The sequence below is a fragment of the Bacillus sp. Root131 genome, assembly GCF_001429475.1.
GTDB lineage: Bacteria > Bacillota > Bacilli > Bacillales > Bacillaceae_G > Bacillus_A > Bacillus_A thuringiensis_S.
In genome coordinates this window covers 137,103-158,457 of sequence record NZ_LMJQ01000023.1, presented here as the reverse complement: position 1 = coordinate 158,457, position 21,355 = coordinate 137,103, and the positions used below count along the sequence as shown (strand labels likewise).

The window sequence follows — 21,355 nt, the reverse complement described above, 5'->3', positions numbered from 1 at the left end:
AGAAAAGGAAGGTGTATAAGCAACCTTCCTTACTTTTTCTACTATTTTGTTTCTTATTATAAAACTATCTGTTTCTTAGCCTATTTCACTATCTCTAGACCTTTAAAGTAAACTCAAAAATATTCGATTTGTTTGAGATAGCCTTTTATTGATACTTTGAAAACTTTATTTAACCTTGATATAGGAGGTTTTCACCTTTCGTAAGAATAGGTATGTAATTCATTATTAAGTATATTTGCTCGTTTGTTAAAGCGATATACTCTCCTTCTTCGTTTACCCCTACAAATAAAGCTTTTCCATACACAAACCCAACTGTAGGTTTTGGATAGTTTGGTGCAAAATAAGTTTTCTTTGTATACGTACCATTCTCTTCTGTTAAAGCGATAATATTTTTATGTACAGAAGTTTCTTTTATACTATCAAACCAACCTAATCGGTCTATACCTACTTTACTTATATTATCATGTGTGTTTGGCTCTAAATATACTACAGTTTTATTTACATCTAATGTTTCTTCTTCTACTTCTATTACTACTGCTTTTAATTTCATCTGTTTCCTACCCCTAACATGGATTTCCTTCTATAAGTTCTTCGCTTCCGTCTGTATAGAAATCTCCGTTACATTCTTCATGACTCTTACAAATAACATCTTCAACTGTTTCAAATTCTTGGTCTTTACCAACTACTATATTGTTTCTTTCTATATAAGCTTGTCTTTCTTTTTCATCATTAAAACCTTGCCAGTTTGGACATTTATATTCAATACCTCTTTCTTGATAGTCTTCTCTACCGTACAATCCTGTATACCATGTAGTATTATAGTCTAAACTCCCTTTACAATATGGACATTCCATTTTCAGTCTCTCCTTATATTTTATTAATCTTTCTTTGTAAATTCTGCTACCGTAATTGAACCTATAATCGGTAGTGGTTTATCAATATAACTCTTTAGTCTTTTATCTTTTACAGAAACAACTTTATAGCACGACAATTACTTATTTTCTTGTATGTACGAATGTTTAAAGTTACAACAGTTCCCAACCAAAGTTCGCTAGGTGTTTGTGTGATTTCATATGTTCCTTCTGTACTTTCTTCTGATAGTAACTCTAATAGGTTCATAAATACCTCCTGTTTATAAAGAAAAGAAGGAGTTATCTACCCCTTCTTTTCTTTAGTTTTCGTTCTCTTCTTTTATAAATTCTGCTGAAATAATTGCATCTATTAAAGGTACTGGACAGTTTAAGTAGTATTCTCCTACATTATCTTGTGATAAATCTGTTATATAAACAGATTTTGTAGGTTCTTCATTATGCTTTATCTGTTCTTTTACTGTTACTTGTACATCTACCCAGTTATCTGCCGATGAGTTAACAATACGGTACTTTTCATCTTTCTTACCGTTTTGTATGATATCTACAATAGATACAGGTTTCATATTATTTACCTACCTTTTCGAACTCAGCTGTAGTTACTGCACCGACTAAAGGTAATGCATTGTTTACTACGTGGTTTATTGTTTGGTCTTCTACACCCTTAACAATAATGTAACGATAATTACCTTCATTTATGTCTGTATCCTCTTGTACGTTTACTACTGCTCCAATCCATGACTCACTAATTGAATGTGTAATTTTATATAAACCCTTTACGTTTTTACCTGTTAATAATTGAACGATATTCATAATAACCTCTCCCTTTTCTCTATTATTTAACTTATATACTTATTATATCATATAGTTCTCCATTTGTCAAATAAGTTACTACATATTTTGTATCATTGCAATGATTTTCTCTTTGAATTCTTTCTTATCTACTAAAGACTCATTATACTTATTAAGTAGTTTTGCATAGTTTTCTCTCATCGTTTCTAGTTCTATTGTTTTATTTACTACATCACTTTCAATTGAAACACCTTCTGTTTTACAAATAATAATATCAATTTCTAATCTATCTTTTGAGTCTATTTCTTTGTTTAAGTAAGTTGAAGGTACTTCTAGTAATCCCTCGAAATAAGCTAATCTTTCAGAATCCATAGGTCTACGAGCTTGTACCCAGTGATTCACCATTTGACTTGATACCCCTATATTCTTTGCTATCTCAGTTCCACTTAAACCTTTAATAAATAAAACGTATTCTAATCCTAACATCATATTCCCTCCAGTTTATATAAAACAAACCCCACTTATTTACTAGTGGAGTTTGTTTATGGCTTATTTCATTGGTGTTACAGGTGTTCCATCTTCTAAACGGAATCCTTCTAACTCTTCCGAAACATCAGTTTTATATGCTAATTTTTCTAATTCATCTAAGTTTGGATAAATATCTTTATTTGTTCCTGTAATAAATATGTCAAATAAAATAGTTGTTGGGTGACTTTCAACTATATCAACCAGTTTATTAACACTCATTGATTGTAATGTTAATCCTGCAAGGTTTTCATCAAACATAAAGATTTCTTCATGTACAACATATGCTACTCTTTCATACTCTAAAGCGGTATTTGTATCATCATACTCACCCATGTATGTGAAAGTTACCTTATCAGCTTCCGGTTTAACTAGAATGAAGTTTGCTTCTATTTCCATGTCTCCCCTTACTGCATTCCAAACACCTTGCTTTAACTCACCTAATGTAACTGTTTTATTTGTACTCATGATTAAAACCTCCAATATAGTATCTTACTATATACATAGTATACCATATCTCACTGTATAAATCAATACTAAACACAAAATTATTTTTCTGTCTGTATATTTTTATACAAAGTTTAACTTATAAATACAGTTTAGATAATTATTTAAATTAAATTACGTAATGCATGTACAGTATAAGCAAATCCATCTGTAGTTACATATAAAGCATTAATAACAAGGAAAAATATTAATTGGTTCTTTACTTTATTCTGACTGTTTTCTATATTTAATAATTCTTTATCATCATACCCTTGTTCTTTATCCATTACTTTCTTATTAAAAGATAATGTCTGTAGGAAAGAAATACAAGTTTTAATTGTAATAATCCATACAATCACAACGAATATGGAGTTTAGTATGTATACAAATTCCATTATAAACCTTCTTTCTGTTCTGATGGTAATTTAAAATGTTCTTTATCCATTGTCTTTATGTCTCTCATTGAAAACATGCTATAGGATGCAACAACTAAAAAGACAAAAGAAAATAGGAAACTGTTTATTAAGTTTCCCATGACTACCCCTCCAAGTGTAATTTAAAGTTTAATAAAGATTGAATTGCTGTTTCAAACGTGTTTGTATAAACACCATACAACCCTATCGAGAATACGATAACAAATTTAAGTGCAAAGTCTGTAAATAGGTCTTTGTGTTTCTTACCTACCATTTTGTTAAATTCTTCTTCTTTCCTCTTTTCTTTATTGTTTAACTGAATGATAGAATCAATAAAGAAATAAAAGCTAATTATCCAAGAAATTGTAACCATATGAGATACTACAAAGTTTAACATATTTAACTTCCTTTACCATTGAAGTTTAGGTTTCCTTTTGTGAATTTATCCATATCAAATGACTGCATTTCAGCATCCGTAGTCTTTAGATTCTCATTCGGTATTCTCATAATATCTTCTAACTTCTGATTTGTACCTAAAGTTTCATTTGATACTTTAAAGGCTTTTGTAGCAATTTTGATAGTTTCTTCTGACATATCTAAACCTTGCTTATAGTTTACACCGATAAATACCCCTAAATCATATCTTGCTTCGCTCAGACTACAAAGTCTACCGATTGTTAATGTAAAGTTTCTACGATTACTTAATAATACGATTGTAGGTTTATTGTTTAATGAACGCTCTTGCATAAACCCTTGTACTTCACCGAAAGTTACACTATCTGCATCATCTGTCATAATTACTACAATAATGTCTTTCTTGTAATACTCATCAAAATCTTCTTTGTATTTGTTTACTCGAATCTCTCTAGCTGTTAGCACTCTACCTACCGTTAATAACCCTTTGTAAGCTGATGCTAAGAAACAATAAGCTAGTTTCTGTAATTCAGCATGACGACCTGCATACATAACAAATGAAGTCTCAGGTAGTTGACCACCAGTTAGACCAGCCATTAACGCTTCTACTACTGCATTAAACTCATATACAGAGTTGTCTTCAAGGTAGTATAAGTCTGTCGTACCAATAATCGCTTCTTGACTATACATATCTGAAACGTATCTTTGGTCAATTCCTAAATGAATAGATAGCGATTCACGATTGCCAGTTTGTTGATTTACAATCCCATCACGTACTTCATTTTTACGTTCTCTTTTACATATTTCACATGGAACTAATTTTCTTAATTGTTTATCAAACTTTTGACCGTTATTACATTTGTGTACTTCTGACACTGTTCTACCCCTCCTAATACGGTAATTCTTCTATTTTATGACTTCGGTATCCCATACCTGCGTTCTTATAAGCTTCTATTACACTACTTATCTTGTCCCTTTTAACTCTCGTTGTTTTCACCCATTTACCTTTGGAGTCTATACCATATATAGTTAGCTTTGTAGTTTGTAGTTCAGGATTTGAAAATAAGTAATCTAATGAAGATAACATAATACTTTTCAACTGTATTCCTGTTGATTTTTCGTTAGGTAACATTAAATTAAAACCTATTACCTCTTCCCTATTTGAAGTTCTGTTATAATTAGGTATGTCTGCAATAAGAATCTCAATATCATAGTGGTTCGATAGTTGATTAATTAAACTACTCAGCATATTTAAAGGGTCAGTTACATAATAATTTCCCATGTTGGCTATTAGTATCTTATTACCTTTGTGAATCTTAGTTTCGAAATTATAATATCTTTCTCTTCTCTTTAAAGGTCTGTTTTTAACTTTACTATTTAGACAATCTATACTATTCATTTCTTTATACAAAGATTTCTTTATGAAATCTCTTAGGTTTATATTTGAAATATCTTTTCTAGCTTCCATTAAAAATTCATTTTTAATATCTTTTTCAAGTTCTTCTTTTATTGTAACTCTTACTTCTTCTGATACTTTACTCTTTAATTCTTCTTTTTGGTCTTTATATACTAAATTCAATATAGATTCTCTCAACGTACTATATTTATATTCTAAAAAGTCTTCTAAATTAAAATCTACTACTTCATAAATAAAACCTTCACTTGTTCTTGTTGGTTTTAACTCTAAATAAGGTATATTACTGTCTTTTAAATATTTTACTTTTTCTTCCTCATTTTTATGTGTTACGAATATCTCAAATACTAGAGGGTTTGTACTATAAGTCTTATTTACAACACAAACATCAGCTTTAAAAGTAGAAACAGTCTTCTCTACTTCGGAGTAGAAAGTTGAGTAATAACTTAAAAGTTCCTTCAAAGATATAGAATACATTGTCATTCCTAAATTCTTTAAAATCTTATAATAGTCTGCATCTAGTAAAGACCAATTTACTGTAAAATACAAGTCTTTACCTATTACTCTATAATCCGTATTATTAATAAAATTAGAAAGGTAATGTTTTGAATCATAATGAAGTAATGTTTCTTTAGTAGGGTTACAAGTTTCCAGATTTTTATGGTAAAAACAATGCTCTCTTTCACTACCCTTCCTGTAACCTACTTCGTCTCCACAAAAAGGGCATTTGTAAGTCATATCTCTAGATAGTCTGTCTTTAATGTGTACAACTTTATCCCCCTCTAAAGCAAAATCTAAATTAACAACCACAATTACCCCTCGTTTCTATTTTAACTTATGCTTCTTTCTCCGCTGACTTGATTATTTCTTCTACTCTTAACTTACTTTTATGTTTTAACTCTTTCTCACTATACCCTAACTCTTCTGCTAGTTTTAATATAGCTTGATAACTAGCATACTCTTTTTCAATGTTTCTATTATACATTTCTTGAACTCGTACTGTTTCATTATGCTTCTTCATGATATAATCTAAGTTTAAATTAGTAGAATCAATCTCTACCGCTTCTTTTCTTAACTCTTCTAGTTCCTTTAACTGGACGATTGCATTATGACATCTTACTAAGGCGTTTATGATACTTTCCTTATTTGTCATATCCCTCTACCTTTCATAATCGTTTCAATCATTTGTTTCATTTCTTCCTCTGCATCTAATTCACTTGCAAACTCTACCACCGCTAATAATTTTGACCATACTAGTTTCTTTTGTTTATTAAAATGTACTCTCTTGTTTAATAACTCTTCCTCTGCTTCAAAAATACCTAAAATATCGTTTACTTTCTTTCTTGTTTCCATTACGAATTTTAAATCTGTAACTACTCGTTCTTCCTCTGCATTCAAGTCCTTTAACTCATTCATATACTTCTGCATATGCTTTACTACTGCTTTTGTAAAGTTTAACATAACTTCCTACCCCTTTTATATGGAATACTTTCCTGATTGATACGCTTTTACTGTTTCACTATTAAGTGTTCTCTCCAATTCTTCCTTGTTTGGGTACATGGCATTTAATAGAGTCATTACTTTTTCATTCTGTTTTCCTACTGCTTTTATTCTGTTTGCATATTCTTTTCTAATTTCTAATGTTTTCTCTGTATGTGCTACGACACTTGGTATATGTAACTGTAATCCGTTTACACGTAAATGATTTTCTTCAAACTCAACTAGCTTTTGTTCTTCTGCTCTAAGTAATAGAAGTTTAACCTTATGTTCTACTATTTTCTCTATTAATTGCATAGATTGAAGTTCCGTACTCATTTAATTACCCTCTCTTATTTACAACCTTTTAAGCATCCGTCTACTTTATATGCTTCTGTGTTTAATAGTATACATACAATGATAACCCATATGATAACTGATACAATTCTTAGTTTCATTGGAAACTTCTTTGTTAACAATAACGCTATACTTGGTACTACTGATAAAATAATAAAGTCTGTTAGAAAACCCATCTAGTTAGCTTACCATTTCTTTAATATATTCTACATCTAGTTTTAGGTATATTGCTTTATCTAACTGCTCTTGAATATACAAGTTACATTCTTCAATTTTAGGGTCAATTTGTGCATTGATTTCCATAATATCATTTGTTAGTTTTGTACTTACTACATCTTTGTTTTCTTTTGATAAACCTTTTACTGTTTCGCACATTTCATCAATCTTTAATGCTCTTTCAGTTTCTAGTTTCTTTCTATCTTTTTGCATAACCTTAATATTTATAATGATATCTTTCTCTTTCATCGCTTGTTTATTTGGTTTGAATAACCGTTTTAATCCTGATAGCATAACTTTCTTCCTCCCTTACTACCCCTTAACAACTCCCATAACTCTTCTACTGTTTTATTATCATATCTCTCATCCATATGACAAACATATGTCCCTAATTCCGGTTTGTATATGATTGGAGAATAACCTGTAATAAAATGAAATCTGTTCTCTTCTACTAACTGTCTCATTAACTTTCTTGTAACAGGCTTCGTATACCCTGTTATACCAATTGGCGGTGTCATTTTTCCCATATTATTTTCTACCATTCCAAACAGCTACAAGGTCTTTCCAAGCTAAGTTAGTTTTTGGTGTAACTAGAATCAGAACGAATAATGCAATAACTTCTACTGGACTTACACTAAAGTTCTTCACTAAACCGATTATGATAGATGTTGCAAGCATGAACCCTAAACCCAGTTTTAAAATGTGTACTGTGTATTCTGCTTTCATGATAAACACTCCTATACTCTCCATAGTTTCTTTTTACGCTTACTCGCCTATAGCTTAACCCTTAGCTATAGAATAACCCGAAATAGTTTAATGCATATAAAGAAGCACTAATTACCCCTGTTAAGAATACCTTCTTAAACTTTGTAGTCTCCATCTTCGTCCATAACATGTATACGAAAATGAGAACTGATAACGTATACGCATAAATTAACATTGTTGGCACATAGATTCACCTCTTTTGTTTGTATATCCTTTACCCATTCAGATATACAGTTTAATTGTTGCACTTATTATTGTAGCGGTTATAATACTACTGATAGCAAGTCTTTTCCATTTCAAACTCCAACCCATTGAATCACTTACCCAGTCTACCACTACTGCTATTACAATTGCTGAAATTATTGCTTCTGTACTGCTCATTTCCGATTATCATCCTTCTTATAATGAGGTTTGCTTGGTTTTTGAGTACCATCTGACTTTCCTTGATACGGTTTCTTTTTATATTGCTGTTTACCTTTGTAAGAACCTTTTGTGTGCGGTTTCTTTTTATGATGCTTTGCGGTAGAAGATGTTCTCTTAGATACACCTACTGTATTTTCTAATAATCCATCAATACCTGCTAAGTTTGTTGATTCTAATTGTTGTTTATACTTTTCAGAGTTTTGCTTGTATAATTCACTACCGAAAATCGAAACGTAGAATCGTACTACCCCTTCGTTTACTTTGAAGGCTCTAATTAGTCCGCAATGTACTAGTTTCTTGATTCTTTTTAAGAATACTTCATCTGTAATTAATGTACTATCTGTAATGTTTACCTTAGATGAAATATAGATATCTCTTGATAAATCCAGTTCATAGTTTAAAGGGTGAGTTGTAATCTGATACCCCTTATTTGCTAACTTATAAATGGTGTTTAACCCTAAGAATGTTCCAAACTTGAAGTTAAATAGTAAAGTTTCACTTGTTTTAGCTTCTTGTATGTACATTCCAACTGCTCTACCTAAATGAGCCATATCATAGAACTTTGTAGTTGTGAATATCTTAACACTAGATACTCGATAATCTTTATGGTTTTTAATTGTAAATAGCAAGTAACCACTTCTGTTTTCGTACTGTACCATTACATATATACTTTCTGACGTTTTAGAGAAGTGACAACGAATTGACTTTACCCCATCATGCTTCTCAAATCTTGTTATAAATTTAGTTAGTTTCTTATTGTACTCGTCTCTTAAAAATGTTACAGGTTCATCTTTAAATAACAGTGTGACCGTCTTTTCCCTAGCAACGTTACTGTATTTAGCCCCTCTTGATTTCTCATTCACTCTTAATTCATCCACTTTTAGCCCCTACCTTTAAATTTTATACCTTTATTATAACATAAGTTAAGCAATTTGTCAAATAGAGTTTCATTACCAAACCCTATAGACTTAATCCATAAGGTTTAGTAACATTTCAACTACTGCACTTAAATCGTCACTAGAGAAGTCACGACTTGACTGTAAGGTCTTCTTAACATCTTTCTTCAGTTTGTTTAACTCTCTACCTTCATGTGCTAGTAGATAGAAGTTTTTATTTTCAATATGGAATGAACGAGTAATACGACCTTCCATCTGAATCATTTTGTTTGGGTTTGTACTAAATGAATAGAAGATTAAATGTGGTACGTCTCCAAAGTTTAACCCTTTCTGAACTGAAGTTATTAATACTTCATATTCTTTCTCTTTAAAGGCGTTTACAATTCCGTTTCGTTCTTCTCGGTTTGTAATATCGCCATTTAAAATTTCAGTATCATATCCACGGTTCTCAAACCAATCTTGTAATCTTCTTTGTGATTCTTTATAGTGACAGAAGATTAATACCTGTTCTCCTACCTTGATTTTGTTTTCTAGTAATTCTTCTAACATGTCTAACTTCGGTACATTCTCTTCATCGAATGGGATATCAGAGTCTAAATACGTAGGACAATCATATACATAACCGTACATATCAGTTAGCTTCATTAACTCTGTTTGTTCCTTTGTCATTTCTCTTGTTATAATCTCATAGGTTGTATTCTTCATTTCTGCACCTAACTGTTTACGAGTTTGATAGAAATAGAAATACCCCACTTGATGCCTAAATACGTGTGCGTTCTTATATTTACCATTGTGAACACCCCACTTCTTCTGACCATGTCCATACTCTAATACGTAGTATATCTTCTTGAATGTAGTCTTAGCTGGCATTAAATTTGGGTCTAAGAAGTTTAATTGACCATAGAATGTATCTAAATTACTTTCGAATGGTGTTGCATTCATTAAGATAACATGTTTTGCATACCTTCTTAATAGTTCTGCATACTTATAGAGTTGTGTGCTTGTACTACCTAGTAAACTCGATTCATCTATAAATAGATAATCAAAATAATAGCTTCCTTCTGCTAAACCATACTCGTCTAACATATCGTCTAACCATGAATGAAAGACTTGCTGTTTTAGTAAAGAGTGTGGAGCAACAATACCACCTTTATGCCCGTCCCACATTTCTTCACGCCATTTTACGTTCTCTTTCTTTTCCCCAGTTAACTCATGTACATACTGTCTTGTAAAACGAGTTAACTCTCTTACCGCCTGTTCTACTAGTGTTTTCTCCGTTAAGAATAAATAGCGGAAAGGTAATCCGTTATCATGGTTTTGTTTTCTCTTTAAGTTAATAAGGGCTGATACCTGTACAGTTTTCCCTAAACCTACACTATCTCCAATAATACAGTCGCCTGAATAGTACATGTAAGCTGTTCCTAGTGTTTGATTATCCGCTAGTGTACCTTTCTCCTTTGAAATAGATGGGTCTACTTTCTTTTCTCGTTGTATTCTTGCCACTTCTTCATCGGATAAAGCATAGATTGTATGTTTCAATGAGTCAATACTTCCGTTTACTTCTTTCATTTTTAAAATATGCTCTAAATTATCACAGTCTGCTTCGTTCATAGAGCCTTGTAATCTATCATTATAGTATTTAACCGTTCGTTTCGCCATTTAACCTTCCTCCTAATTAAAATAGCCGTTGTTCTACACAACGGCTTTAACTTCTCTACTTGTATGTTTTAGTTTGATTATTATTTCTAGAGGGCTTCTTCGAATAGACTTTTGTATTCTTTAATATCTCGTTATACTCCTTTAAAACTGCTGTTTCTATTTCCGACATCGTCTCTCTATCTGTTATTTGTACAACTGACTTAATTGCATTCTCTTCTACAGACCTACAAGGAGTTACAGGCATTTGTACAATATAGTCTGCATCTTTCTTAATAACTCTCACCCTGTTTATTGTGATTACCCCATTTAAGATAACCCTACAGAACCCACATGAACCGTTTCTGTTTTCATCCATTGCTTTTGCGAAACTAAAACTTACTGCTGTTACTTTAATCGACACGAAATACCCCTTCTTTCATCACTTTCTTACAGGTTTACTGGACTTAAATTAATAATACCCCTCTAGCCCTTGTTATGATACCACTATTAATATAGTCATCTACTACTTTAGGTGAATATAGCTTTTTGACCTCGTTTTCCTTCGACCTCGGATGAAGTCTTAGGTACGAAATTGGGTCTGGAGGTAAGTTTTCTACTTTTACTTCTTCTACTTTTGGAGAAGATGGATTGACATTCGATGAAGGTGGAGTTACTTTGGAATTTTGACTGTTCATTATGCTTTTAATGAAGTCTTCTTCACTACCTTCTATGCTTTGCATTCTTAGTGAGTTTGAATTAGCTCTACGACTCGGTCTTGGATTATTTGGAACATCGAATTGACTTTGAACAGGTTCTTCTTTCTTCAACTCAGGTTTTGGAGGTGCTACAACTGGTGTATCTTTCTTGAATACTGGTTCAGTCTTCTTAATGACTGGTGCATCCATTTTAAACACTGGTTCGAAAGCTTGAACTTTCTCTTTCTTTTCTACGATTGGAGGTGTAATGACTGGTTTTACTAGTTTGACTTCTTCGATTATAGGTTCAGGCTCAGGTTCATAGGACTCTTCTTCCTCTTCCAACTCTTCCTCATCCTCAAAGTCATCTTCTTCGTCTTCCAACTCTTCCTCATCCTCAAAGTCATCTTCGTCTTCCTCTATAATCTCTTCATCTTCTTCGTCTTCTAAGAATTCCTCTTCTTCCTCTTCCTCAAAGTCTTCTTCAAGGTCTTCTTCATCCTCATCATCGTCTAACAATTCTTCTTCATCGTCATCTTCAATTATTTCTTCCTCGTCTTCGTCTTCTAGTTCATCATCTTCTAGTTCTTCATCTTCTATTTCATCGTCTTCAATGACATCATCGTCTATAATTTCATCATCTACAATTTCTTCATCCTCTTCTTCATCTATAATAGCAACTGGAGGTTCTTCTTTTGTGTAATCAATTGGCTCATCTTCCGAAACTAAATCTAAGTTTACATTACTGTTTAGCTTCTCAAAGACACCTTCAATATGACTTGTAATCTCATGTGGTAGAATAGAGTCTAATGTAATATGCTCTATTGACTCGGAAGCTTTTAATTGTATTTCATAATCTTCTTCTACCTCTTCGGATATCAGACTCCGTTCATCTAATACTGGAAGAGGTCTAAGAAGCTGTAACCTCTCAAACTCTTCCGCTTTTACTTGACTATAATCTTTCTTATTGTCTGCTAATTTCTCACCATACTTTTGTAAGGCAAAATATAAGTCTTCATTGGATATACTTTCTAACATTACTCGCAAATAAAACACCTTCTTTTAAGGTCTAAAATCACTGACTACCCCTAGTACATTCCATCTTTACCAAATACAGGCTCACTAGGTAAGTCTAACTTATCTAATATTACTTTTTGCTTGTTTGTATTGTCTAGTTGATAGGCAAGTGAACCTTTTATGGAATCAGGCTCTAGTTTCTCCCATAACTTCGCTTGATAATCTAATACACGAGTTACCCCTGTACCGTTCTTAGCTAAGATAAATGAGTGCATAAAGAATACGTCACTAGAGATTGATGGCATGTTTACTGCACAATCCCCTACGTGTGATAATTTAAATTTGAACTTACTTGGTTTTGCACCAGTTGTAGCTTCTACGTGACTCTCATCACCTTTAACAGATATCTTACAAGGTATTAAGTCTGATACTGTTTTAGGGATGATATCATTCTTAACTAAGTGAGGAATACCCCATAATCTAAGTCCAAACCCTGGCATTTTCGTTACTAAATCGACCATTCTTGCATGGAATAACTTTTTATCCTTGTCTGTTAACTTCTGCATTAGAGTTGCCATTTCATCTATAACAACATAAATCATAGGAAGTTCAACATCATGCGGAACTTGATTATAGTCTTTTAAGTTTGTTACCCCTACTTCTGCCATTATCTTCTCACGTCTCGGTCCTTCTACTTCTGTTAGGTGAGTTAACATTGTTATGATGTCTTGTGGGTTACTTTCAAACCTTCTAACATGAGGTGTTCTGAACTGATACCAGTCAGATACTTTACCTTTTACGTCTGCAAAGTAGAAATTAACTTCTGATGGACTACAAAATTGAACCATTTGAGACATTACCGTTTTAACAGAGAATGTTTTACCACCCCTTGGCATACCTGCTGTTAGGATAGATTCCACATCATATAAATCAGTTTTAATTGTGTCTCCTAATTCGTTAAAGCCCATTACAACTGGAATACGGTTGTCTGTATTTAAGAAGAAATCTTGCTCTTTTATAATAGCGTCTTTAACAGATACACTTGCTGTTTCACCTGTAAAGATTGTAATGTAAATTGTGTTACCAACTGCTATTGTTTGTGAGTATCTTCCTTCTACTAGTCTTCCTTTTACCCTTGAAACGATATTTGATAATTCTCGGTTAAACTCTTCTATCTTACTGTTTTTAAGCTTCTTCGGTCTTGTTGCTTCTACATAAACAGTTAATAGACGTTTTTCTACAGAAAGAATTTCAGATAAATCACTTTCGTAATCGTCTGCCCCTGATTCTAAGTCCATTTGTTGTTGAACTTCTCGAATCAGTCTACTGTATGCATCCCACTCGTCATCCTCATCTTCATCTAAATAGATTGTATCACTATAAGATGGTGTAATACTTGTTAAGGCTTTCTTATAGTTTTCATATAAGAAATGTCTTGTATACATACCTGCGGGTACTTGGTCTACATCAGTTAAGACAGTTGCTATATCAGTAGGTGCTTCATCTACTGTAACAAATTCTGTTATTTCATCGTCTTCCTCATCGTATTCATCGTCTTCTTCTTCATCGAACTCGTCCCAACCATCATCAAATTCATCGTCATCCTCTTCTCCTTCGTCTTCATCTTCTTCATAGGAGTCAAAAGGCTGTACTTCTTCTAATGGTGGTTTATCTAAGTTAACTACCATGTTAGGTTCAGTTGCAAATGCATTCGCAAAGATATCATCTTGTGGTAAAGGGTCTCCCTCTATTTTATTAATATCAAAGGGCTGTTCCTCTTCTCCGTCTGTACCTTTTATCATTCGTGCTTTATCATTATTGAAAGATAATAACAATACCCCTACAATTGCGGTAAAACCGCTACCCATCATGAAGTCCATTACGTCTTTCTTAAATATCATCATAGTTGCAAAGGATAAACCACAAGCGATTGCTGACATTTTAACTAAGTTCCTACCAGTCATAGACCAGTTTGTAGGTGTTGATTTTAAATCATGAAATCCACTACCTAAGTCTTTAATGAATGACCAACTCTTCTTTCCTGCATCCATTATTTTCTCTTCGTCACTCTTAGGTTGTTGTGGTGGTTGACCGAATGGTGTAGGTGGTTGGTTCATACCTCCCATCGGTGGTATACCTCCAATTGGGTTTAAGAAAGGGTCATTTCCACCACCTAAAGGTTGCCCCAGTGGAGGTGCATCACCGAATGAGTTAAACGAGTTGTTATTATCAGTTGGTGAAGAAGGAGAAGGATTACTGAACATAGCATCTATATCCAAATCAGAAAACGGGTCTCCACCTTGACCATGTTCTACGCTTGGTGGGTTTTGTCTGTCTTGCCTATCCTGACGTTCTTTTGCTAAGTCATCGTCAGAGACAAAGTTTCGTGAGTCGAAACTCATACAATACCCCTCCTTTCTTAGACTTTGAAACTATTACTCTTTACCTCAGTTTAGATAAAGAAAAAGGTGATAAAGATTGCTACTATTAATAGGAAGACCACTCTAGTCTTCCCATTTAAGGACATCTTTCTTGTAAATAAAGAATAGATTAATAGTAATACAAGTAGAATCTTTAATACTGATATTGACATAACTTCCTACCTTTCTGTTTAGGCTAGTATAAATCGAATTACACTATATACCCCAAACAATCCTGCTAGAATCCAAAAGTTACGCTTTGATTTCTCGTTTATTGTGTCTTTATTCGTTGTAAATACTGAAACGAGAAACAAGAACAAAGCGAAACTTAAAGCATACGCAACATTCATTGTCTACCCCTCCTTACCTCTCAATGATAGTTGGTGCATCGTCTTTCGGTGCGTTTTGATTGATTTTATCATTATCATTGTTAGGTCTACTATAAGGGTTAACGTTATCTGAATCTTTCTTATTCTCAATATTACCGTTTACATTACCAATTTCAGTGTTCTCAATCTTAGCATCAGGAGTTACATCTTCACCTGACTTACCAATCCAACGCTCAAACTGGTCTAAGATTTGGTTTACTACGATTTCACCGTCTTGGTACTTCGCTAATGCATCTAATTCAGCATCATTTGTAACTAACCATGAACCATCCATAGTTTGTTGCATTACAAAGTTTACTTTTACATTTCTAGTTTTTGGCTTCTCACCTGAATAGTAACTTAGTACGTAGTTGAATAAGTAATCTTTCATTTTTGTTGTATCACGCTCATTCACTTTGTACTTTTTCAAGTCTTGGAAGATTTTATCTTTGTCTTTTAACCAAAAATCCTTGTTACTTAAATCTAATAACTCGATATTCATTGTAATTGAAGTTTTATAATCAGCGAATAAAGCTGTATCTTCAATTTTGTTTGGTCTAAGACTTAATAGTACTTGTTTATACATACCTTTTTGGAAGTTCTTATTGTATGTAAAATCTTGTTCTGCTTCGTAGAATCCTTGGTATGATTTTACTACATCAGTCTTATAGCTATATCTTTGTGCATTAGAGAAATCTAGAGTTGATAGACCACGAACATATGCATAAATAACGTCCTCACTGGTCATACCTTTATCTCCTATTGCTTGAAGCTTACCATCGTCTGTCCAACGGAAACCTTTCTTTGGTGCGCCATGTTTCTTCACTAGTTTCTCTTGTTCAATGTCGAATTCAGACTTAACGTTTTCTTCTTTTGCGCTTTTCTCTGCTGAAACCTCAGCTTCCTTCTTGGCTTGTCGGTCTGCCGCAACATTATAGGATATGAAACTAATGATAACTACCCCTGCTATTGCAAGCGTGGTTTTCTTGTGTTCCATAATCCAACTTGTTATTCCACTTAACATCCACTTACCACTCCTTATAGTCTTACGACTTTACTTACATAGTTTTAAAGCTATGTATACAAATAAGGGACGAGGAAAACCTCGCCCTATACTTTACATATTTAAGTTAGTTAATACCTTCTCAGTTAATCAGTAATACTACACTAGTTCTTTACTGAATGTAACCTAAGTACTGTAGACACATAGACAAGAATAGAACAGATAATGTACCTGTCACAGTCATAAGTTTATGACTTTCCATCCAAGTTCTAACAGGTTGAAGCTTTTTCGTAATGTCGAATTTTAATGTCAACCAAACTGTCGCAACTGTAAATAAAAGTACCCCTACAAAAGCAATAGCAACTTGCATATCTAACGCATGTAAGTTCATAATCGTTTCCACCTCCTTTCAAGGAGTTTTACCTTACTTCTTATCTTTTAAAGTTACTTTTATTTTACCTGTATGAATCAATCCGTATATTGTAAAGATTCCCATGTTTGTCAGGATAAAAAATGCAACTGGAAGTATTAATAAGGAAGTTACACCATCTACCATGTATTTCTGAATAGAGAAATAAGGAGCAATTACATAAAACACAATGAATGCTATCGTTTGAAAACCCATTGTATATTTTATAATTGGTCTGTACTCTTTTTCTAATCGGTTATATAATGTTAACTCATATAGATAAAGTCTCCGCATAAAATCAACCAAAGGAAAATACGCTAAAAATATAAGCAACGATACCCCTAATGTTGTTTGAAAGAATTGTATTACATCTTGCACCCTCGCACCTCAGTTTACTTGTATTTCCTCTCTTTTGTAACTCGTTTATAGGTTGTTTTTGAGTCAATTCTCCGTAGTTGAATACATGTCATACTAAAATACAAGTTATCCTATTTTTACACCAGTTTGGAATAGTCTTGTTTTAGACAAGCTATCAGGTAATACAATTTTCGTAATAGAGAAATCTCGTCTCTCTAATCCAACAAGGAAAGCTTTTGCGTATGGATTCATCTTGATTGCATCGAAGTCTTCATACTCTGTTGTATTATCATCGGATTTCTTACGGTTTCTTTCAATTAAATCTAATTCTTTCTTCATTAACGGCATTTGTAGACGTTCACATAGTTCATGACGAACTTTCGAGTCACCTACAGCCCCAATTGCAAATGTAGTGATTGAGTCAAAGATTTTGAATCGGTCTGTTTCTAGTAATTCGGAAGGTCTGTTTGTGATAATAATATTAATATCACCTAATTTACGTCCACCTGATAATGGAGTTTTAAGTGTTTCTTCCGCACCAGGGAATCCACCCCAACGTTGGAACTCTTCCCAAATTTTAAAGTTATACATACCCCTTGATTTCGCAAATACAGAACGTAAATGAGAGATTAAAGCGGTGTATAACTGCATTAACGCCATGTCTACCGCACTTACTGTAGAAGCTGAACGACCTTTCATACCGAATGAGTTAATTACTAGTTTCGCATCACGGATAGAGTCGAATTGTACACGATTACTGAATCTACCTGTTGTACGACTGTTTCTACCTAATCTTGACTCTAATTGAGCGATAACTAACTCTTTATCCGCTTCAAACTCAGAATTTAATTTATGAGGTTTGTATATTTTAATCTTTTCGTAAACATCAAAGATAGTTTTACCTTTTGTTTTCTTCCAAGTCTTACTATCACTGTTTACTACCCCTAAATCAGCGTAGAACTCTTCTACCCCATTCTCGATGATTGTTTCAGCCCAGTCACGCTTTTGTAGTAGCTTGTCTCCTACTAATGTTTTAAACATACTTTTTGTAAAGGAAACTGATAAAGAGTGCATTTCTTCATCTAAATCTGCAACTCCTGTTTCGTATATCTCTACAGGGTCAAAGTAAGAACCACCTGACTCACCAATATCTAACATAACAACGCTACTATGGTTTGCGATGATGTAACCTAAGTCTTCATACTCATCACCCTCGATATCGTTAATTGTTCCTACCATATCGTTTCGTCCAAGTAATTGAATACAAGATGATTTTACAAAGTAGGATTTTCCTCCACCAGTCTCAGCCGCAATTAACCAGTTCTCTGCATCAGTGTCTATTACTTTTGGCTCTTTTAATACTGGTTTCTTAGAATAGATATCAGTACCCCAATACATCGAACCTGTTCCAACTGTACCTTGGTCGTAAGAGTTTAATCTTGCTACTAATTCATCAGGTATAACGTTTGAACCAGTTCGTTTAATTACCCCACTATTCTTACGTAGTGAGAAAGGACTAAACGTTTCTAAGTAATCCGTTAAATTACCTGTTATACGTTTAATCTTAATTTTACTACGTTTACAAGAAGACTCTACTGATTTAACCGTATCATCAAATGCTAACCCTCGTTCACCTGTAATTAACATAATACCTTGTACGTTAAATAACTTTCTCTTTCTACGTAAGTCTGCATTGATTAAATATTCAATACTTTTCTTCTTATAGTTTTGTAGGTCTAAACGTCCAACCTCTCCTGCCGCTTCATAGATACTAACCTCTCTATCATTGGCTTTCTCTAAGTTCTTCCATGTTTGAAGTTTATTCTTATTTGTAGGACTTTCCCAGTTAATTGTATCTCGGTTTAAGTTTGTAATGAAGGTAATACGTACCCCTGCTTTACACTCTCGTCTAATCGTTTTACGGAATGATAACTCTAATTCACTAGGTAGTTGGTCTACTAAATACAGATAAGACACGTTCTTCTCACCACTATAGAAAGCATTGGTGTTTGCATAGAAGTTAACACGTCTAGTCGGTCCTTGTTCACTTTTGTTCTTATTCATAAACTCAGCTATTCTTGTGTCCCATAAACCCCAAGGTTTAATGGTACGTTTCTTTTCGCCAAGTATCTTTTTAAAGTTTGGTATGCTTAACCCGAACAACTATACCCCGTCCTTCCTTATTTATCTTGTTATACCTACAAATTCATCTATACGGTTGAAAGATTCATAGAACGTTTTCTCATAACGGTCTAATCTGTTTTCTACCCCTTCGGGATATCTATCAATATGAGTTAGGCGCATTAAAGAGTTTTTCAGACCTCTTATAGATATGATACTTTCTTCACTCTTTAGATTGTACTTACGTAGTTCTCCTATACTTGTTACACAATGAATAACCTTTGCTTTGTTTGTAAAAATAGGGTCTTTTTCATAGGTACGGTCTAGTATTAGAATCACTTCGTCTGATTTCTTTGTCATTTCTAACATCATATCTCGTAAAGGTGTTGTAGTGAAAGCTACGTCTTTTGTAATTGCATACTCACTCTTCATAGATTGTAAGGTAAGTTCAAAGAATCCTTCATATCTACGTTTTGTTAATTCTTGTTTACCTGATACAACAATCAAACGTACACGCTTATTCTTAATCGTTTCTAAATGATTCTTATAAGCTAGTACCATACTCGTTAGATACCTACAAGCTGACATTTCTTTAAATACAATTAAAGGTATGTTTCCTGTATAGATGATAGGCGGATAGAATGATAGGTTACTAGCCCTATTTCGGCTTGCACCACTATACTTCTTATCATGCTCTATCTCTAGTAGCTTGTTTTTCATTTCTTCGGCTTTAACCTGTAAATTATTGATAGTTTTTGTGGTATTGTTGTACGTCTCAATTACACCTTTACCCATTAAACTGATTCGTTCCTCTTGTAACTTCATGTCTCTATTTACACTTGTTAATGCTCTATTAACAACATCTAGGTATAATGGGTCGTTTAATGACTCATCACCCTCAGACAACTTTGATACAAACTCAGTCAATACGTTAAAAGGTGAGTTTTGATTCTCTGTCTCTCCTATTGCGATTTCTAAGGAGTCTTCTTTTAAAATTTCAACTAAACCTGCAATTTCATCCTCGTCTTCCAATAAAGACTCGTCTTCTTCCACTACCCCTTTAAAGCTATCAATTAATACTCTTACATCTTCGTAAGGTGAGTTGTTTATGTAAATAAACTTATTAACACCTTTTGTACTATATAAGTTTGATAGCATTAAAGAAGCTTTATAAGAATCTTCTTGAAAGGAATGTAATAGAATAATAGAGTTTGCATCTGCTTCTATTACTGCTTGCAAACTATCTACCTTTGTATAGTTCTCTAAATCGTACTCGTTACTTGTACTTACTAAATAATTCATTCTACATCACCGTCTCTTTACTTATAAAGCTGTTTATAACCTGAACCTTCTTGAGAAACCATCGGTCTACCATCATAAGTATTGATGAAATTATAGAACCCAAAATCTAACTCTGTGAATGTACGAGAAGGTGTCGGGTTACTTAATTTTTCACTTAGTTCCTTTGATTTTTCATTTACGTTATACACATTATCATTACTTGTTTGCATAGATTTATCTTGGTTATGACCTTCTTGTAACACTTGACTATGAATATCCTGTTCAAATGTTTCACCTTGTACGTTATTATCTCCTTTTATGTGTTGCAAGTAAGCCATAATTATTTGCATATTTTGTTGTTTTGTTTGCAATTGGACTTTGGACAGTTTCTTTAGACCAAAAAATCCGTATCTTTTATACTGTCTTTTCCGTTGTGGTAAGACAACCATCGGTTGTATTTCTAATTCTCTTGTAGCTTCTGCTGATTCTTCGTTCTCTTCTTCGTCATAATCGTCTTCTAACAAATCATCATCAATTTCATCTTGCTTGTTTGCGGAATACTGTTCACGAATCTCATCTATACCCCCTCTTACACTTTTCAGTAGGATAGATAAGTTTTGTTCTTCTACTGCTAAGTCTGTATATAAAGGTGAATTAAATACCTCATTGAAGAACTTAGCTTTCTTTTCTGCATTTTCTTTTCCTTTTGGGAACATAAAGACTACTGTAGCCCTTGGATGTTCCTTCCTTAAAAACTTGTTTAAATCTACTAACTCTTGTTGCGTCTTTACCCCTGCATGTGTCAATACGATACGGTCAAAATTAAGTCTTAGAATCGTAATATTTTCAATTAAGTCATAGGCTCTTGTATATGCCCTAATATCTACACTATCGTCTAGTTCGTTAATTTCTTGTTTGACACCTTCTGTAATATCTCCAAATGCCAATAATGTTCTCATATCTATAACCTCCCTGCTGTTTGACTTTTTATCTCATATAC

Annotated in this window: 33 protein-coding genes; all 33 read right to left on the bottom strand. The window is 33.2% G+C overall.

What is annotated here, in order from left to right; genetic code table 11:
- Nucleotides 1-169: 169 nt before the first annotated feature.
- Entirely contained in the window at nt 170-550 is a 381-nt protein-coding gene (locus tag ASE54_RS25290; protein WP_000767940.1) for a hypothetical protein, read from the bottom strand.
- Between the two features lie 13 nt (nt 551-563).
- Nucleotides 564-854 carry a hypothetical protein gene (locus tag ASE54_RS25285; RefSeq protein ID WP_000389021.1) on the bottom strand — a complete coding sequence of 97 codons (291 nt, stop codon included), beginning with the start codon at nt 852-854 and terminating at the stop codon, nt 564-566.
- Nucleotides 855-963: 109 nt separating this feature from the next.
- Nucleotides 964-1,119, bottom strand: coding sequence for a hypothetical protein (locus ASE54_RS35955; RefSeq protein ID WP_153578730.1), 156 nt, complete (start codon nt 1,117-1,119; stop codon nt 964-966).
- 52 nt (nt 1,120-1,171) lie between these two features.
- Entirely contained in the window at nt 1,172-1,435 is a 264-nt protein-coding gene (locus ASE54_RS25280; RefSeq protein ID WP_000805830.1) for a hypothetical protein, read from the bottom strand.
- Nucleotide 1,436: 1 nt separating this feature from the next.
- A complete protein-coding gene (locus tag ASE54_RS25275) occupies nt 1,437-1,682 on the bottom strand; it encodes a hypothetical protein (protein WP_001028509.1) in 246 nt (81 codons plus the stop codon).
- Between the two features lie 78 nt (nt 1,683-1,760).
- A complete protein-coding gene (locus ASE54_RS25270) occupies nt 1,761-2,147 on the bottom strand; it encodes a helix-turn-helix transcriptional regulator (protein WP_000901053.1) in 387 nt (128 codons plus the stop codon).
- A 63-nt stretch (nt 2,148-2,210) separates the two neighbouring features.
- On the bottom strand, nt 2,211-2,654 hold the full coding sequence (locus tag ASE54_RS25265; protein WP_000106192.1) for a hypothetical protein: 444 nt from the start codon (nt 2,652-2,654) through the stop codon (nt 2,211-2,213).
- Nucleotides 2,655-2,797: 143 nt separating this feature from the next.
- Entirely contained in the window at nt 2,798-3,067 is a 270-nt protein-coding gene (locus tag ASE54_RS25260; protein WP_000397573.1) for a hypothetical protein, read from the bottom strand.
- Nucleotides 3,067-3,207 carry a hypothetical protein gene (locus ASE54_RS36540; RefSeq protein WP_000527331.1) on the bottom strand — a complete coding sequence of 47 codons (141 nt, stop codon included), beginning with the start codon at nt 3,205-3,207 and terminating at the stop codon, nt 3,067-3,069. Before ASE54_RS36540 ends, ASE54_RS25260 begins: the two co-directional genes overlap by 1 nt.
- 2 nt (nt 3,208-3,209) lie before the next feature.
- Nucleotides 3,210-3,482 (bottom strand): hypothetical protein, encoded by a 273-nt coding sequence (locus tag ASE54_RS25255; RefSeq protein WP_000931679.1) that lies wholly within the window; start codon nt 3,480-3,482, stop codon nt 3,210-3,212.
- Between the two features lie 2 nt (nt 3,483-3,484).
- On the bottom strand, nt 3,485-4,375 hold the full coding sequence (locus ASE54_RS25250) for a hypothetical protein (RefSeq protein ID WP_000005513.1): 891 nt from the start codon (nt 4,373-4,375) through the stop codon (nt 3,485-3,487).
- 13 nt (nt 4,376-4,388) lie between these two features.
- The gene (locus ASE54_RS25245; RefSeq protein ID WP_000261307.1) at nt 4,389-5,723 is read right to left on the bottom strand and encodes a hypothetical protein; all 1,335 of its coding nucleotides are present in this window, start codon (nt 5,721-5,723) and stop codon (nt 4,389-4,391) included.
- Between the two features lie 25 nt (nt 5,724-5,748).
- Nucleotides 5,749-6,066: a hypothetical protein gene (locus ASE54_RS25240; RefSeq protein WP_000182299.1), complete on the bottom strand. Its 318-nt coding sequence runs from the start codon at nt 6,064-6,066 to the stop codon at nt 5,749-5,751.
- Nucleotides 6,063-6,374, bottom strand: coding sequence for a hypothetical protein (locus tag ASE54_RS25235; protein ID WP_000931678.1), 312 nt, complete (start codon nt 6,372-6,374; stop codon nt 6,063-6,065). Before ASE54_RS25235 ends, ASE54_RS25240 begins: the two co-directional genes overlap by 4 nt.
- Before the next feature lie 15 nt (nt 6,375-6,389).
- Nucleotides 6,390-6,728: a hypothetical protein gene (locus tag ASE54_RS25230; protein WP_000102615.1), complete on the bottom strand. Its 339-nt coding sequence runs from the start codon at nt 6,726-6,728 to the stop codon at nt 6,390-6,392.
- Between the two features lie 14 nt (nt 6,729-6,742).
- Nucleotides 6,743-6,922 carry a hypothetical protein gene (locus ASE54_RS25225; protein WP_000506545.1) on the bottom strand — a complete coding sequence of 60 codons (180 nt, stop codon included), beginning with the start codon at nt 6,920-6,922 and terminating at the stop codon, nt 6,743-6,745.
- Between the two features lie 4 nt (nt 6,923-6,926).
- Entirely contained in the window at nt 6,927-7,256 is a 330-nt protein-coding gene (locus ASE54_RS25220) for a hypothetical protein (RefSeq protein ID WP_000948489.1), read from the bottom strand.
- Complete coding sequence (locus tag ASE54_RS25215; RefSeq protein WP_000517593.1) at nt 7,241-7,489, bottom strand: hypothetical protein; 249 nt, start codon at nt 7,487-7,489, stop codon at nt 7,241-7,243. The genes ASE54_RS25220 and ASE54_RS25215 overlap by 16 nt, the downstream gene beginning before the upstream one ends.
- A gap of 1 nt (nt 7,490) precedes the next feature.
- Nucleotides 7,491-7,688, bottom strand: a complete 198-nt coding sequence (locus tag ASE54_RS25210) for a hypothetical protein (protein ID WP_000642811.1) — start codon at nt 7,686-7,688, stop codon at nt 7,491-7,493.
- Between the two features lie 61 nt (nt 7,689-7,749).
- Nucleotides 7,750-7,911, bottom strand: coding sequence for a hypothetical protein (locus ASE54_RS35950; RefSeq protein ID WP_001142743.1), 162 nt, complete (start codon nt 7,909-7,911; stop codon nt 7,750-7,752).
- 38 nt (nt 7,912-7,949) lie between these two features.
- Entirely contained in the window at nt 7,950-8,108 is a 159-nt protein-coding gene (locus ASE54_RS35945) for a hypothetical protein (RefSeq protein WP_153578729.1), read from the bottom strand.
- Nucleotides 8,105-9,028, bottom strand: a complete 924-nt coding sequence (locus ASE54_RS25205) for a hypothetical protein (RefSeq protein WP_000343959.1) — start codon at nt 9,026-9,028, stop codon at nt 8,105-8,107. Before ASE54_RS25205 ends, ASE54_RS35945 begins: the two co-directional genes overlap by 4 nt.
- Nucleotides 9,029-9,118: 90 nt before the next feature.
- On the bottom strand, nt 9,119-10,705 hold the full coding sequence (locus tag ASE54_RS25200) for a DEAD/DEAH box helicase (RefSeq protein WP_001129539.1): 1,587 nt from the start codon (nt 10,703-10,705) through the stop codon (nt 9,119-9,121).
- Nucleotides 10,706-10,760: 55 nt separating this feature from the next.
- Nucleotides 10,761-11,105: a septation protein SpoVG family protein gene (locus ASE54_RS25195; protein WP_000025041.1), complete on the bottom strand. Its 345-nt coding sequence runs from the start codon at nt 11,103-11,105 to the stop codon at nt 10,761-10,763.
- Between the two features lie 43 nt (nt 11,106-11,148).
- Complete coding sequence (locus ASE54_RS35940; RefSeq protein ID WP_003254634.1) at nt 11,149-12,417, bottom strand: hypothetical protein; 1,269 nt, start codon at nt 12,415-12,417, stop codon at nt 11,149-11,151.
- Between the two features lie 50 nt (nt 12,418-12,467).
- The gene (locus ASE54_RS25185; RefSeq protein ID WP_000007151.1) at nt 12,468-14,798 is read right to left on the bottom strand and encodes an FtsK/SpoIIIE domain-containing protein; all 2,331 of its coding nucleotides are present in this window, start codon (nt 14,796-14,798) and stop codon (nt 12,468-12,470) included.
- A gap of 209 nt (nt 14,799-15,007) precedes the next feature.
- Nucleotides 15,008-15,166 carry a hypothetical protein gene (locus ASE54_RS36535; protein WP_001099896.1) on the bottom strand — a complete coding sequence of 53 codons (159 nt, stop codon included), beginning with the start codon at nt 15,164-15,166 and terminating at the stop codon, nt 15,008-15,010.
- Nucleotides 15,167-15,179: 13 nt separating this feature from the next.
- On the bottom strand, nt 15,180-16,208 hold the full coding sequence (locus tag ASE54_RS25180; protein WP_000948450.1) for a hypothetical protein: 1,029 nt from the start codon (nt 16,206-16,208) through the stop codon (nt 15,180-15,182).
- Nucleotides 16,209-16,359: 151 nt separating this feature from the next.
- A complete protein-coding gene (locus tag ASE54_RS25175) occupies nt 16,360-16,578 on the bottom strand; it encodes a hypothetical protein (protein WP_001048545.1) in 219 nt (72 codons plus the stop codon).
- A gap of 33 nt (nt 16,579-16,611) precedes the next feature.
- Nucleotides 16,612-16,974 carry a hypothetical protein gene (locus ASE54_RS25170; RefSeq protein WP_001154398.1) on the bottom strand — a complete coding sequence of 121 codons (363 nt, stop codon included), beginning with the start codon at nt 16,972-16,974 and terminating at the stop codon, nt 16,612-16,614.
- Between the two features lie 105 nt (nt 16,975-17,079).
- A complete protein-coding gene (locus tag ASE54_RS25165) occupies nt 17,080-19,116 on the bottom strand; it encodes a hypothetical protein (RefSeq protein ID WP_000467462.1) in 2,037 nt (678 codons plus the stop codon).
- Nucleotides 19,117-19,137: 21 nt separating this feature from the next.
- Nucleotides 19,138-20,376 (bottom strand): hypothetical protein, encoded by a 1,239-nt coding sequence (locus ASE54_RS25160; protein WP_001108657.1) that lies wholly within the window; start codon nt 20,374-20,376, stop codon nt 19,138-19,140.
- Nucleotides 20,377-20,393: 17 nt separating this feature from the next.
- Entirely contained in the window at nt 20,394-21,314 is a 921-nt protein-coding gene (locus ASE54_RS25155) for a hypothetical protein (protein ID WP_001259571.1), read from the bottom strand.
- Between the last annotated feature and the right edge of the window lie 41 nt (nt 21,315-21,355).

Bases quoted from the DNA above. Each gene is read 5' to 3' on its own strand.
- ASE54_RS25290 (WP_000767940.1), bottom strand. From the start codon at position 550: ATGAAATTAAAAGCAGTAGTAATAGAAGTAGAAGAAGAAACATTAGAT.
- ASE54_RS25285 (WP_000389021.1), bottom strand. From the start codon at position 854: ATGGAATGTCCATATTGTAAAGGGAGTTTAGACTATAATACTACATGG.
- ASE54_RS35955 (WP_153578730.1), bottom strand. From the start codon at position 1,119: ATGAACCTATTAGAGTTACTATCAGAAGAAAGTACAGAAGGAACATAT.
- ASE54_RS25280 (WP_000805830.1), bottom strand. From the start codon at position 1,435: ATGAAACCTGTATCTATTGTAGATATCATACAAAACGGTAAGAAAGAT.
- ASE54_RS25275 (WP_001028509.1), bottom strand. From the start codon at position 1,682: ATGAATATCGTTCAATTATTAACAGGTAAAAACGTAAAGGGTTTATAT.
- ASE54_RS25270 (WP_000901053.1), bottom strand. From the start codon at position 2,147: ATGTTAGGATTAGAATACGTTTTATTTATTAAAGGTTTAAGTGGAACT.
- ASE54_RS25265 (WP_000106192.1), bottom strand. From the start codon at position 2,654: ATGAGTACAAATAAAACAGTTACATTAGGTGAGTTAAAGCAAGGTGTT.
- ASE54_RS25260 (WP_000397573.1), bottom strand. From the start codon at position 3,067: ATGGAATTTGTATACATACTAAACTCCATATTCGTTGTGATTGTATGG.
- ASE54_RS36540 (WP_000527331.1), bottom strand. From the start codon at position 3,207: ATGGGAAACTTAATAAACAGTTTCCTATTTTCTTTTGTCTTTTTAGTT.
- ASE54_RS25255 (WP_000931679.1), bottom strand. From the start codon at position 3,482: ATGTTAAACTTTGTAGTATCTCATATGGTTACAATTTCTTGGATAATT.
- ASE54_RS25240 (WP_000182299.1), bottom strand. From the start codon at position 6,066: ATGACAAATAAGGAAAGTATCATAAACGCCTTAGTAAGATGTCATAAT.
- ASE54_RS25235 (WP_000931678.1), bottom strand. From the start codon at position 6,374: ATGTTAAACTTTACAAAAGCAGTAGTAAAGCATATGCAGAAGTATATG.
- ASE54_RS25230 (WP_000102615.1), bottom strand. From the start codon at position 6,728: ATGAGTACGGAACTTCAATCTATGCAATTAATAGAGAAAATAGTAGAA.
- ASE54_RS25225 (WP_000506545.1), bottom strand. From the start codon at position 6,922: ATGGGTTTTCTAACAGACTTTATTATTTTATCAGTAGTACCAAGTATA.
- ASE54_RS25220 (WP_000948489.1), bottom strand. From the start codon at position 7,256: ATGCTATCAGGATTAAAACGGTTATTCAAACCAAATAAACAAGCGATG.
- ASE54_RS25215 (WP_000517593.1), bottom strand. From the start codon at position 7,489: ATGGGAAAAATGACACCGCCAATTGGTATAACAGGGTATACGAAGCCT.
- ASE54_RS25210 (WP_000642811.1), bottom strand. From the start codon at position 7,688: ATGAAAGCAGAATACACAGTACACATTTTAAAACTGGGTTTAGGGTTC.
- ASE54_RS35945 (WP_153578729.1), bottom strand. From the start codon at position 8,108: ATGAGCAGTACAGAAGCAATAATTTCAGCAATTGTAATAGCAGTAGTG.
- ASE54_RS25200 (WP_001129539.1), bottom strand. From the start codon at position 10,705: ATGGCGAAACGAACGGTTAAATACTATAATGATAGATTACAAGGCTCT.
- ASE54_RS35940 (WP_003254634.1), bottom strand. From the start codon at position 12,417: ATGTTAGAAAGTATATCCAATGAAGACTTATATTTTGCCTTACAAAAG.
- ASE54_RS25185 (WP_000007151.1), bottom strand. From the start codon at position 14,798: ATGAGTTTCGACTCACGAAACTTTGTCTCTGACGATGACTTAGCAAAA.
- ASE54_RS36535 (WP_001099896.1), bottom strand. From the start codon at position 15,166: ATGAATGTTGCGTATGCTTTAAGTTTCGCTTTGTTCTTGTTTCTCGTT.
- ASE54_RS25180 (WP_000948450.1), bottom strand. From the start codon at position 16,208: ATGTTAAGTGGAATAACAAGTTGGATTATGGAACACAAGAAAACCACG.
- ASE54_RS25175 (WP_001048545.1), bottom strand. From the start codon at position 16,578: ATGAACTTACATGCGTTAGATATGCAAGTTGCTATTGCTTTTGTAGGG.
- ASE54_RS25160 (WP_001108657.1), bottom strand. From the start codon at position 20,376: ATGAATTATTTAGTAAGTACAAGTAACGAGTACGATTTAGAGAACTAT.
- ASE54_RS25155 (WP_001259571.1), bottom strand. From the start codon at position 21,314: ATGAGAACATTATTGGCATTTGGAGATATTACAGAAGGTGTCAAACAA.